Genomic DNA, 14,131 nt, shown 5'->3' with positions numbered 1-14,131 from the left:
AATATTTGGATTGTAATATTGTAGCATATTCATTTAGTTATTCGATAAATAATTATTGAAACAAACTACTTGACAAGCTTTAAGCAAAAATAAGGTGAACCGTAGAATATGGTTGACTATACTTTCTTGAATTATGGAAGGATACAATGAAAACTTAATGAAGTCGATATTCATTAAGATATATATAAATGATTTGTAATTTAGAAAAAGTAACATGAGAAGAAGTGTGTTGCTCTTAATATGTGTGTGTCTCTTTACAGTAGGCACGAAGGCTAAAGAGATTCTGTTAACCAGTCCTGACGGGAAGTTAAAAGTTACAATATCGGATGATGAAGGTCGCCCTTCGTATAAAATCGATTTAGGAAATGAAGTGTTTCTGGATAAGTCTCCTCTGGGATTGAAAACTAATATTGGTGATTTTTCATCAGGGATGAGATTAGATGAAAACATGTTATTTAAGGTTATTGATGAAAAATATGAGTTATCTACTATAAAACATAGAGAAAACCACTACGTGGCCAATGAAGGTATATTTACTTTCCGAAAGGATAATAAATTAATTTATGATATAATTTTTAGAATAAGCAATAATGATATCGCTTTTCAGTATAAACTGTATCCTCAAGGAGATACTTTATGTTGTATTGTAAATGAAGAAAAGACAGGCTTTGTATTGCCCCAAGGAGCTACAACATTCTTGTGTCCTCAAAGCGGTCCTATGGGAGGCTTTGCACGTACTTCTCCGAGCTACGAAACACCATATACTGTTGATGGGCAAATGGGTAAAAACGGTTGGGGCGAAGGGTTTACTTTTCCATGTTTATTTAGAAACAAAGATAAGGGCTGGATTCTGATATCAGAAACGGGTGTTAGTAGCTTATACTGCGGAAGTCGTTTGATAGGCCATGACAAAGGATTGTATACAATTGGTTTTCCTCAAAAGGGTGAATATAATGGAAATGGAACAGTTGAGCCCGGATTATCCTTACCTGGAAGAACACCATGGCGCACTATAACTATTGGAGAAACATTGAAACCTATAGTTGAAACGACTATTCCTTTTGATGTAGTTGAACCATTGTATGAGGCTAAGCAAGAATTTAAATATAGTAGAGGTACATGGAGTTGGATTATAGGTGGAGATGAAAGTATTAGCTATGATGAACAAATTCGTTATATAGATTTTTCGGCAGCTATGGGCTATGAAACGATATTGATCGATGCATACTGGGATACACTGATAGGACGGGATAAGATAGCACAACTGGCTGAATATGGGAAGCGAAAAAATGTTGCTCTTTACCTATGGTATAATTCAAATGGTTATTGGAACGACGCCCCTCAAACACCGAAGAATATCATGAGTAATACAATAGCCCGTCGAAAAGAAATGCAGTGGATGAAAGATATTGGTATTAGAGGAATAAAAGTTGACTTCTTTGGAAGCGACAAGCAGGTAACAATGCAACTTTATGAAGATATTCTGACTGATGCAAACGATTTTGGTTTAATGGTTATCTTTCACGGATGTACATTACCTAGAGGATGGGAGAGAATGTATCCAAACTTTGTTTCAAGCGAAGCAGTGTTAGCTAGTGAAATGTTACATTTTTCGCAAAATGCATGTGATTCAGAAGCCTTCAATGCAACATTGCATCCTTTTATTAGAAATACTGTAGGGAGCATGGACTTCGGAGGTAGTACATTGAACAAATTCTATAATCCTATCAATAGTTCTGAAATGTGGGGTGGACATCGCCGAACTTCAGATGTATTTGCTCTGGCTGTTGCCGTTTTATTTCAGAGCCCTGTTCAACATTTTGCACTAACACCAACTAATTTAACGGATGCTCCAACTTGGGCTATTGATTTTATGAAAAAAGTTCCAGTGACATGGGATGAGACTCGATTTATAGACGGTTATCCCGGAAAATATATTATTTTAGCTCGACGTAGTGGGCAAACTTGGTTTGTTACAGGAGTCAACGCTGAAAAAGAAACATTGAATGTAAAGATCAAATTACCTATGTTTAAAGCAGGAGAAACATTAGTTCATTATAAAGATAATAGCAAATTGGAGGGTAATGTTTTGACCTCAATATTGGATAAAAATCAAATGATCGAGTTGGAGATACCATGTAATGGTGGTGTAGTTCTAGTTAAGTAATCTCATTTGTTATTTATTTTAATTATATATTACCTGTAGTGCATAAATGTAATGCACTACAGGTATATCAAAAGTCTTAATTATAACCTTCGTTTTGCTTTAAATTTTTATTTACATTCAAATCATTTTGGGGTATAGGAAAATATCTATTGTGAGGAAGCCATGTCCGCTTTTCAAACTGATAATAGATGTCATCATCAACAGGCGATGCCGTATTCCCACTACCACGATAATTCCTGTCATTAGGATTATTTGACAACTTAACACCGGTGAATGTATGGTTCAACTCATCTTTTGCAATTTCCCAACGTAATACATCATAATATCGTAAACCCTCAAAAGCGAGTTCAACTCTCCTTTCTTTTCTTACAGCCTTTCTTACCAATTCCTGACTTGGAACATCTTCCATTTTGATCGGAGGTAATTTTACACGATCTCGAATATCATTTATAGTAAGATCCAAGACACTTTGATTTACAGCACTTGGATCAGATTCATTAAGTGCCTCCAAATAACTTAACAATACTTCAGCATAACGCATCAATGGAGTGTAAGTAGGGGTAGCTCCTAAATTATTTGTGATTGAAGGGTCACATCCTTTTTTAGGACAATAGCCGTTGAAGAGAGTAAATTTACTATAGTAATCAGCTGAATTCGCCCCATTAAAACAATCATAAGTTATGTTGTTATATTTTGTTCCCGTAAAACTTCCTAAGGGAGGAAGAAAAATGGATGCATATAAACGAAGATCTCTGTTGGCATAAGGATCATTATCATTATAAATAGTTGAGGTTTTTATGTCTTTCCCATCAATACAGAAGTATTCTTTGACAAGCTCATTATACGGAGCAAACTGATGCCATCCTCCATACGCTGCCTCTGGATATAAGTACTGATAACGTGAATTTGTATATAAATCTTCTACTCCCATGATACAAAAAATAGTTTCAGGACTGTACTCTCCTCCTATTTGAAAAAGCTTTTCGTAACTGTTCTCTCCGTATCTTCTGTCTAACTCGTATTTATTTGAATAGATAATATTTCTCAAGATAGAAGCTGCATCACTCCATTTATTTTGAGCTAGATACACACGACTCAATAATACCTGTGCCGCACCTTTTGTCAAACGACCATATTCACCGGAAGGACGCTCTTCGGGTAATAGACTTATTGCGTTTTTTAAGTCATTCTCTACTTGTGTATACACATCCGATTGAGGAGTTTGATGTATACTGTTTGCCTCCGCTAGAGTAAGAGAGGTTAAAGGCATAGGAACATCATTGAAATGAAATGCAAGATAGAAGAAAAAATAGGCACGTAGACATTTGATCTCTGAAATCCAAATTTCTTTTTTGTCTTCATCCATTGGACAGTTACTAATATTGTCAAGAAAGGTGTTATGTTTAGCTATTTGTACATAGGCATTTCCCCAATACCAACGAATATTACCATTTGTGGCTACTGTATTTGCACTGGCCATTAGAGTTGAGAAGTTTTCTTTTTCAGTTCCATTTCCTCCTGCAAGATCTAGGTATAATAATCCTTGAGGGGTTGCAAAATCATCGTGCGACCATCCTGTCTGGAATCGGTAGCATCCTGTTAAAGCAAGCAGGGCATCGTTTTCTCCTGTCCAGAAGTTTGTGTCCGAGATGGAAGAGTTTGGATTTTTATCAAGTAAATCATTGCATCCGGAGAATACAAGCAGTATAATTATCAGACATATGCTTAGTCTGTTTGTTCTGAATATTATATTTTTCATTTCCATTTTTCGATTGATATGGTTACTTAAAATTTTACATTTAGTCCGAAAGAATATATTCTGTTGATCGGATAATATGAAGGTGCATCGCCTGTTCCTATTTCATTTTCGGGATCCCATCCTTTATAAAAACTATTGAAGGATAAAAGATTTTGTCCGCTTATATATACTCTGATATTTGAGATACCTGCTTTCTTTGATATTGATGAAGGTAAGGTATAGCCTAATTGCAAATTTTTCAGGCGAAGAAAACTTGCATCTCGTATCCAATAATCTGAAACTTGTAGGTTAGTGTTATTCATATTTAATGTCTCGATCCGTGGATATTCTGCCCACTTATTCGGATTTTCCTCCGTCCAGCAGTTATCTGCTTGCCATCTTTGAATTTGCCCCCCATTGTAAAACGCATATGCCATATATGAACCTATCAGACGTTTGTGCCCACCTAGTCCTTGCAAGAGAGCCGAGAAGTCAAATCCTTTGTATGAAGCCGTAAGGTTTAATCCGTAATAGTATTTTGGAGTAGTACTCCCTAATACAGTTCGGTCATATTGGGCATCAACTTTGCCGTCAGAAGTGCCATTTTCTCCACTAATATCTTTATATTTTACATATCCGGGTTTTAAACTGCCCTTGTCAACTAGCTGGTTTGGAGCTTTATCTATTTCATCCTGATCTACAAATAAGCCTTCTGTCTTGTAACCGTAAATTATACCTATTGGTTGTCCCACAATCCTATTATTGTTAATTTCTTCTTTTACTCCATTAGCTAACTTTTCGACCTCATTTTTTACCCAGGTAAAATTAGGTGCAATACTAAACCTGAAATTATTCCCGATTTTTCCATTATATGTCAGATTCAGTTCTATTCCCCGGTTAGATACGGCACCCACATTTGACTGTCCTACCGAACGCCCCATAATACTGGCCGCTTCTACGGGTGCTAAAATATCAGATGTGTATTTGTAGAAATAATCTATAGTTCCACTAAAACGTCCTCTAAATAAGCTGAAATCTAATCCAATATCAGTAATTGAAGTCTTTTCCCAAGTGATATCTTCATTATTATACACCGAAATATAAGCTCCGGGAGCTAAAGTAGCGGGATTTCCAAAAGGATAATCATGTCCTAATGAATAAGTTTGTTGATATGGATATGTACCGATATTTTGATTTCCTAAAACCCCATAAGACAATCGTAATTTTAAGTTATCAACGGCAGAGGAAAGAGACGTATTGTTTTTCCAAAAATCCTCCTCTGTTATTCTCCATCCTCCCGAAACAGAAGGGAAAAATCCCCAACGATTATTTTCTGCAAAACGAGAAGAACCATCGTAACGAAGATTGGCTTCTAATAAATAACGTTCCTTGAGTGAATAGTTGATCCTACCGAATAAGGATACCAAAGCATATTCTGATAGATCACTGTTGTTGGTTGCTGTTGCTTTATCTCCCGATCCCAGTTCGTGAAGATTATTATTTGGAAAAGTATTTCGATAGCCTTCCAAACCTTGGTTGGTAGACTGTTCAAGTGATGTTCCGCCCAATAATTTAAAAGAATGTCCTCCTAATTGAAATTCATATGTACTCAAAGCCTCTAATGTCGTGTAAGTATTGTTTGCAGACCATATATTTAAAGCGCTAGGACCTACTGTCTTAGATTTGTCAAAATAAGTCTCTGCACGATATGCTTTGTCGTATTTAGTCCAATAATTTACACCGGCTCTCCCTGAGAAAGAAAGTCCTTTTATCGGTGTTGTCCATTGTAGCTGAGCCGATGTACTGATATTTCTATTGATGTTTTTGACGAATGATTCTCCTGCCAACCATGCCTGTGGACTATAATTATCTTGATAACCAAATGATCCGTCTGATTTTTGACCTGCGTAGATAGGTCCTTGACGTACCGCATAACCAATAATCTGATCTATACTTTGGGGCTCACCATTGGGAGCAACATACCTGTTGTTATAGGCATTGAGATTGAGGTTTAATGACAATCCGTTGCCTAATTCTGTTTTTAATGCTACCAGTGCTGTCATTCTGCGGTTTGACGTTTCCGGTGTCATCCCATCTTGATTCCTGAAACCAACTGAAATATTATATCCTGTGGTTGCATTTCCACCCTGTATGCTTATATTATGTTGGTGCTGAAAACCAGAACCTTGTTCGAGTAACCATTTTAGATGATTTACGTTAGGATAATTATCAGGATCCGAACCGTCTCTAAACTTCTGAATCTGCTCAGGTGTATAAGCATCCTGTTTATCCATGTTCTGCATAGCCATGTTGTAATATGTTGCATATTCCCAAGAAGGTAAAAAGTCAGGAAGTTGAGTTGGATTTTGCCATCCGAAAGAGGTATTATAAGAAATAAGGGTTTTGCCGGAACTACCCTTTTTAGTTTCAATAAGAATTACCCCATTAGCTGCACGATTTCCATATATTGATGCGGAAGCTGCATCCTTCAAGAAAGAGATACTTTGTATGTCAGTAGGGTCAACATCATCTATACTACCGGAAAGTCCATCGATAAGTACCAGAGGGTCATTACCCGCACTTGAAAAAGTACCGGTTCCCCGTATTTTAACCATAGCCCCTGTTCCCGGGCGTCCAGATGTCTGTAAAACACTCAAGCCAGGAGCTAGCCCCGCAATAGCCTGTGCTGTACTCATAACAGGTTTGTTAGCCAACTCTTCGGCTGAAACAGAAGATATTGAACCTGTAAGGTTTATTTTCTTTTGTGTTCCATAACCTACAACAACTATTTCTTCTAAATTTTTGGTGTCTTCGTAGAGAGTGATGAGTAAAGGATTGAAATTTTTGACTTCTATTTCTTGCTGAATGAAACCAATATAACTGATTCTGATTACTTCTCCTGGCTTTACTGAAATGGAAAACTCTCCATTTATATCAGTAATAGTTCCTACATCAGAATTTTTTGACACAATACTTACTCCAACTAAAGGGTCTTCTAAAGGGTCTAGAACTTTGCCTTTTAACACATTTTGAGACTGGGCTATCATGGGGTTGCACAGTCCGAAAATTATGACAACCAAGAAAGTTGTGATAATCTGCTTTGATCGTTTTTTAAGTTTGTTTTTCATAAATCATGTTTAAATAAAATTGAATTTTGATTTACAATAATATAAATCGATAACTACCACAGAAAAGGTTACAATTTGGTTTTAGATTAAAATATAAGGTTATCTTGCTATGTGGGTCCAGACATTTTCCCCGCTTTTTAATTATCTATCAGATCATTCAATAGCATTGGGGAACAATTACAAATGCAAATATATAGTACCCATTATATGTCATTGTTGAATAATTGCGAGATGTAATAGGATAATATCGATTATGTGTTTTTGAACATTAATTCACAGTCTTAAATAGCCAAGATATTTTGAGGAGATATAAGGATGATTATCGATTTTTAGTACATTTGTAAATGCTGTTTTTTATTTAATATTTTACTTTATGCTTAAATCTATAGACGAATTATACTTGTTGGTACTGAATGTAGGTTTAGCGGTTCACAATGCAGACTGGAACTGGAAAGATGTCAACAGTCCTTTCACTCGATTGTATTATGTAACTGAAGGTAATGCCAAGTTAATATTACCGAGTGGAGTACAAAACTTAAAACCCGACCATCTTTATCTTATTCCGTCATTTACAAAGCATGATTACGAGTGCGACTCCTATTTTTGCCATTATTATATACACATCTATGAAGATATAAAGTCAGGTATCGGACTTTTAGACGATTGGAGTTTTCCGGTAGAAGTACCGTCTCTGAAGACAGACAAGGATCTTTTTGCAAGATTATGTGAAATAAATCCATTTATGAAATTGAAAAGCTCGAATCCAGCTAGTTATGATAATAATCCAACCCTCATACAGAATATAATAAAGAATAAGCAACGCGCCTTTTGCGATCAAGTAGAATCTAGAGGAATCACATATCAGTTGTTATCACGTTTCCTTAAAAATATCAAGCCTAAAATTGAGATTGATGACGACAGAATACATAAAGCTCTGTCCCACATCCGAAAAAATATTCACAATTCGATAACTATCGACGACTTATCCGAATCGTTACATATGTCGAAAGACCATTTTATACGGCTGTTCAAGAAGAAGGTGGGTACAACACCACTTCAATATATCAATCAGAAGAAAATAGAAAAGGCACAGTTGATATTGATTGCCAATGATATGTCTATTAAAAATATAGCCTATATGTTAGCTTTCGAAGATCATTCTTATTTCAATCGTCTATTTAAGGCATCCACAGGCTTGACTCCTCAAGAGTACAGAAATATTCATATGAAAGGTTAAGAATAAGATATTTAAAAGTAAAAACCCGAATCGGAATTCCGAGTTCGGGTTTTTACTTTCTTTATTATCAAAATATATTAGTGTTTTTATGATATTTTTAAAACAAAAGAAATATCATTTACTCTTTCGCCTGATGGCAACTCTACAACTAATCCTTCTTTGGTTCTTGTGTGCTTTATCTTTTGATTGCTACCAACTAACTCTATGCTATTGATATTTTGAGGATATAAAGGGTTACCTTCTGATAATGATTTTATAAGAACTTTTCCAGTCTCAGGATATGCTAAAATATGGGCATACAGAACATCTTTTTTTGTCACAAAACGTATATCTTCAGAGGTATAAGGCTTATGCTTACCTTCATTAAATCCTTGAGCATGCAATGGATTTGATGTTTCTGCCACCGGACCTTCTCCAAAGATTTTCCAAGGGCGTGTTTCAAAAACACTTTCTTCGTTTATTTCCATCCACTTAGCTATATCTTCTAAAATAAGTAATTCTTTATCGTCTATGCTTCCATCACCACGCATAGGTACACTTAGTAAAAGATTACCATTTTTGCTAATAATATCAATTAGCATATGTATAACTGTTTTAGCAGACTTATATCTGTCATTATCATAGATAGAACGTTCATAATGCCAATGTCCTAAGCAAGAACATGTTTGCCATGGCTTTTCTTGGATTTGATCTGGAACTCCCTTTTCCACATCCCATACTAAAGCTTCTTTTTGTTCTTCGGTCAGTATTTTAGCAAATACTACAGCTTCGTTTTTACCATTATTCTCTTTTATACTCTTGTTGTAGAAATGAGATACTACTTTCAATCCCACATCGCTAACCGGCCATAAAGGCATACTTGTGTCATCGTAATAGACTAAATCCGGATTATATTTATTGATAAAATCAATATTTCGATCAAAAAAGTTCTGGAAATATTCTTCAGTTGGTACTGATGCACCGTCTCCCCAAGCCCATTGACTATGAATGCGTCCTGTGTTTTCGCTCTCTACACTTAGAGGGTGGTTTTGAGCATATAAATCTTGTGGGTCATATCCTTCCCACCATTTACCTTTTCCATCTTCTTTGGTCAATTTTCCATCATAAGATATTCCGGCCTTAGGTCCTTTTTTATCTGCTCTTTGAGCCGTTTCCATCCAAGTCCAGGTATGTGCAGAATGGATGCTTATTCCAAAATAGAGACCATTCGATCTTGCTGCTTTTTCCCATCCGCCGATGATATCTTTCTTAGGACCCATATTTATGGAATTCCATTTTTGATATTTACTATCCCACAAATCAAAATTGTCATGATGGTTTCCCAGTGTGAAGAAATATTTTGCTCCTACTTTCTTATATAACGCCATTAAATATTCGGGATCCCATTTGTCAGCTTTCCATAAATTAATAACATCTTTAAAGCCAAACTCTGATGGGTGACCATAGTTTTCTACATGCCAATTATATTGATGGCTTCCTTCATCGTACATTCCTCTGGCATACCAATCTCCTTGTTCTGGCTGACATTGTGGTCCCCAATGTGCCCAGATTCCAAATTTAGCGTCGCGAAACCAATCCGGAGCTTGCTTATACTGAGACAACGATTGCCAAGTGGGCTTATATTGCCCCTCCAACATTACTTCATGCTTTGGAGAAGAGCATGAAATGAAAATCATGTTCAAATAAATAAAGGTTAAAAGTAAATTGTTTTTCATATCATTTCAATTTTTTAGATTTCTCTATTTACCATACTTTCGGTTTGCTTTGTTGAGCCAAGGGGGAATATTTGTTTCTTTTTTGAAATATTGTTTAGTTTGAAAATTATATTTCTTGAACCGCATGGCTCAAATCTTATCTCTCCATTTTGCTTAATAAGAGCTTCTATTCCTTCTAATCTTAACCTATATAACCTTTACACAAAATAATAAATTATTACTGAAAGGAACTTAATATTATTTAGACATAAGATAGAACAATATCGACAAATGGAATGAATAAGGAGATATTTATGAATTTAGTATTTATGAACGAGATGAAACCATCTATTTCTTTTACGTTGTTTTGTCAAACAATATAAAGTTACACCAAGTTCTATTATTAGATAAAAAATATAAAAGGTATATATAAAGAATCTTAGAGAGTTTCTTAGATAATAGAAAAAGATAGAGCTAATAATAACTCTATCTTTTTAAAAAATATATTTATTTCGATGAAGTTAAACTATTCAAAACTAATCCAATCAATTTCTATATGGCCATTATCGTTACATGATAAATATAGATCATTGACTCCTGTAGAAAGGTTGTCTAGAGGAGCATTGATTATTGTCCATTGAGTATTTTGAGGTATTTCTATCTCTGATATTACTGGATTATTTAGACTATTGAGCCTAATTTGTATTTTTCCTCCGGTAGGAGAATATACTCTGGCTTTAACTTCTTTCAAATTTGTATCCCCAAAATTTACCTGATTGTATTGTAACCATGCACCACTTGAATTGAAGATTGTTTTCCAACCTTCAAATTTGTTGTCCTTATTCAGGAAATCAATGGTTACTCCGTTATCACTAACTTGACTGTATCGATCTATTTGGATTTGTCTTTTAGCTTCTGTTATGCCAACGCCACGTAATGTTGGAATGACTTTTTGAATAGTCCCATCGGAATTAAAGAATAAAGAGTCGATACGAGTAGATCTATTTTTGTCGAACTCTGGTGAAAAATCGTTGTGATGATAGAACAAATACCATTGGTTTTGATATTCTACGATGGAGTGATGATTTGTCCAACATTCCGAAGGCCATTGTTCCATAATGAGACCTTTAAACTCGAATGGTCCCATTGGACTATCGCCCATGGCATAGGCCAGTGTTTCGGTTTTATCTTGTACCCAAGGGAATGTATAGTAATATTTACTATTGCGCTCAAAAACAAAAGGACCTTCTTTGAATCCTTCAGGTAAGCCTTCTATCTGAATCGGTTCGGAAGCTAGTTCCAGCATATTATCTTGAAGTTTAGCCATTGACATGCCTTGCCCCGACCAATAAATATATGCCTGTCCATCTTTGTCTATAAATACACAAGGATCTATACCTTTGATACCCTTTATAGGTTCAGCTTGTGGAACAAATGGCCCATAAGGTTTATCTCCGACTGCAACCCCGATAGCAAAGCCACGTCCATTACTGCTTTTAGGGTTTGATGGGAAATAGAAATAATATTTTCCGTCTTTGAATACACAATCAGGAGCCCACATAGAATATGACTCCGGTGTTACCCAAGGTACATTTTCTTGGCTTACAATAACGCCATGATCTGTCCAGTCCACTAGATTTTCAGAAGAAAAAACATGGTAGTCGGCCATACAAAACCATTCTTTCAGGCGTTCTATCGGGCTAGGGATATCATGTGAAGGATAAACGTAAATCTTTCCTTCGAACACCCTAGCCGTAGGATCAGCTGTAAACTGATTATTTATAATTGGATTCTGAGCATTCAGGATACTCGCTATCGCAAAGATGGTTGATAGGAATAATAACTTTTTTACCATAAAATCAAAAATTTTATTTGAAAATCTTTTGAGCGGTTTCATTTAGATAAATACGACAATTCATCCAAGTGTGTCCACCCTGTGTAAATTTCTTTTCGTAGGAAATTCCCTGTTCATCCAATTTTTTTATAAAGTTTAAAGACCATTCGTACAGAAAATCTTCTGTGCCACAACCTAGCCAAAGCAGCTTTAGTTTAGATTTCAACTCTTTGTTTGGAGCATAAATTCCATTTTTGAAGTTTTTCTCTGCTTGTTGAGCGTTTACTGCGGGAGCGAAAGCGCAAACGTACTCAAAAATTTCAGGATGCCCCAGTCCGGCATGTAAGGATTGGTAGCCTCCACGAGAGAATCCTGCTATTGCACGACTGGAAGGACTAACTTGGACTCGATAATTGTTTTCGACAAAAGGGATCACTTCATTAATTAACTCCTCTGTATAGTCAAACGAATCTTTTATTCTTGTGTTAACCTTGCCTAGATAGGTCATACGAGGATTAGCATAGGGCATCACAACTATCATTGGTTTTGCTTTACCTTCTGCTATCAGATTGTCGAGAATGAAATTAACTCGCCCTACTTTGAACCATGTTTCATGAGTATCAGTTGCTCCATGCAGAAGATAGAGTACCGGATATTTTTGATCGCTTTGAGGATTATAACCCGGAGGAGTGTAAATAACCAGAGGACGTGTATCGTTTAATGTTTTAGATTTATAGAACTTATAGGAAATCCGGCCATGAGGAACATCTCGAACCGAGTAGATTGCGGATGTTGTGCTTGGGATATCAACCAAGCTATGTTTAAACTTCTCGTTTGGAAAAATAAGGATATTGCTCGGGTCTGTTACTGAAATACTGTCTACTGCGAAGAAATAAGGATAAAGGTCGGGCTGTATAGGTAATGTCGTAACACTCCATATACCGTTTGAATCTTTAGTCATTGGTAGATTTTCTTTTAAGAACTGTGCATTCAGTTGTACCTGTTTGGCATTAGGTGCATGTAACCTGAATGTTACTTTATTGTCTGCATGTACTTCGGGGGATACAATCATTTGCCCTCTTATTTGTGCGTCGATTTGAACGACACAATATATATGAAAAACAAATGATAATAATAAAATGGTTGCTGTTTTTTTCATATCATAATTTTTTATTTATTCTTTTTTCTATTGTTATTTCTGAAATAACAATCTAGCAGACTCGTTCAAATAAAGTTTCGCATTCATCCATGTGTGTCCGCCGCCCGTAATCATAGTTGTTGTCTTGATTCCGTTTTTTTCCAGTTTGTCCATGAAGAGTTTTGCTTTTTCGTAAAGAAAGTCATCTGTACCTACACCAAGCCAGTATAAGTTTATATTTTTATTAGTTTGAGCAGGATTTTGAATGAAATGTTTGAATGTGGATTCAAAGTCAGTAACATTTCCTGCAAAAGAAGAATATGAACACAAATAAGTGAATTTATCGGGATTGTTCATGCCAATTGTCAGAGCTTGATTTCCTCCTCTGGAAAAACCACCAATGGCACGACTCTCTGCATCGTTTATAGTACGATAATTCTTTTCTATATATGGCATCATTACATTGAGAAAATCTTCACTTAGGCGTTTGCCGGCTTCAGTTCCGCGTGGATCACCGGTTTGAAAATAGGCAGATGGATTCCCGTAAGGCATTACTACAATCATAGGCTTAGCCAATCCTTTGGCGATCAGGTTGTCGAGAATGAAATTGGCTCTACCTACTTTAAAATAGGTTTCTTCAGTATCTGTTGTCCCGCTAATCAAGTAGAATACAGGATATTTCTCATCTGGTCTTTCGTCATATCCTGGAGGCGTATAAACCAATACACGTCCAGTGGTTCCTAATACCTCCGACGCATAATAGTCATAATTGACTGTGCCGTGAGGTACATCTTGGATGGCATGTATCAATGCTGTGTCACCTTCAATGTCTACAATACTCGCTTTGAAAAGCTCGTTTTCGAAGTAAAAAGGGTTACTATCATCCATTACTTTAACCCCATCGACAATAAAAGCATAAGGATACATATCGGGATCTATGGGGCCTAGCGTAATACTCCATACACCCTTTTCGTCTTTTACCATTGGGGCAGTACCTTCCATAAATTGAGGGTCTATTTCCACTTTTTGGGCATTCGGAGCTAAATAGCGGAAAGTAATAGTATTGTCGGCATGTACTTCTGGTGAGACAACCATCGGATACCGTTGTTTTTCGTCTTTGGTATTCTTACTACATCCGGGAAGAAATATCCAGAATATAAAACAAATAGTTAGAATTTTTTTCATGATATAAGAT

At 36.0% G+C, this 14,131-nt stretch carries 8 protein-coding genes; 2 read left to right on the top strand and 6 right to left on the bottom strand.

Annotated elements, in window-relative coordinates; all coding sequences use genetic code 11:
* The first annotated feature begins 214 nt into the window (after positions 1-214).
* Positions 215-2,167 (top strand): glycoside hydrolase family 97 protein, encoded by a 1,953-nt coding sequence (locus tag JGH11_RS15495; protein ID WP_201113327.1) that lies wholly within the window; start codon positions 215-217, stop codon positions 2,165-2,167.
* Between the two features lie 76 nt (positions 2,168-2,243).
* Here the strand turns inward: JGH11_RS15495 and JGH11_RS15490 are convergent, their stop codons facing one another.
* On the bottom strand, positions 2,244-3,926 hold the full coding sequence (locus JGH11_RS15490; RefSeq protein ID WP_236264026.1) for a RagB/SusD family nutrient uptake outer membrane protein: 1,683 nt from the start codon (positions 3,924-3,926) through the stop codon (positions 2,244-2,246).
* Between the two features lie 26 nt (positions 3,927-3,952).
* On the bottom strand, positions 3,953-7,033 hold the full coding sequence (locus JGH11_RS15485; RefSeq protein WP_201113323.1) for a TonB-dependent receptor: 3,081 nt from the start codon (positions 7,031-7,033) through the stop codon (positions 3,953-3,955).
* A 373-nt stretch (positions 7,034-7,406) separates the two neighbouring features.
* Between JGH11_RS15485 and JGH11_RS15480 the strand changes: the two genes are divergently transcribed.
* Positions 7,407-8,270, top strand: coding sequence for an AraC family transcriptional regulator (locus JGH11_RS15480; protein ID WP_201113322.1), 864 nt, complete (start codon positions 7,407-7,409; stop codon positions 8,268-8,270).
* 86 nt (positions 8,271-8,356) lie between these two features.
* On the opposite strand, the gene JGH11_RS15475 is transcribed toward JGH11_RS15480, so the two are convergent.
* The 4 genes from JGH11_RS15475 to JGH11_RS15460 all read right to left on the bottom strand — a co-directional run.
* Entirely contained in the window at positions 8,357-9,985 is a 1,629-nt protein-coding gene (locus JGH11_RS15475; RefSeq protein ID WP_201113321.1) for an alpha-L-fucosidase, read from the bottom strand.
* Positions 9,986-10,490: 505 nt separating this feature from the next.
* Entirely contained in the window at positions 10,491-11,819 is a 1,329-nt protein-coding gene (locus tag JGH11_RS15470; protein ID WP_201113320.1) for a family 43 glycosylhydrolase, read from the bottom strand.
* A gap of 13 nt (positions 11,820-11,832) precedes the next feature.
* Positions 11,833-12,957: an esterase gene (locus tag JGH11_RS15465; RefSeq protein WP_201113319.1), complete on the bottom strand. Its 1,125-nt coding sequence runs from the start codon at positions 12,955-12,957 to the stop codon at positions 11,833-11,835.
* 33 nt (positions 12,958-12,990) lie between these two features.
* Positions 12,991-14,131: esterase (locus JGH11_RS15460; RefSeq protein WP_236264025.1), on the bottom strand; the 1,141-nt coding region annotated here is incomplete at its 5' end.

It is taken from the genome of Dysgonomonas sp. Marseille-P4677 (genome assembly GCF_016652235.1).
Classification (GTDB): Bacteria; Bacteroidota; Bacteroidia; order Bacteroidales; family Dysgonomonadaceae; genus Dysgonomonas.
This window is presented reverse-complemented; position numbering and strand designations above follow the sequence as displayed.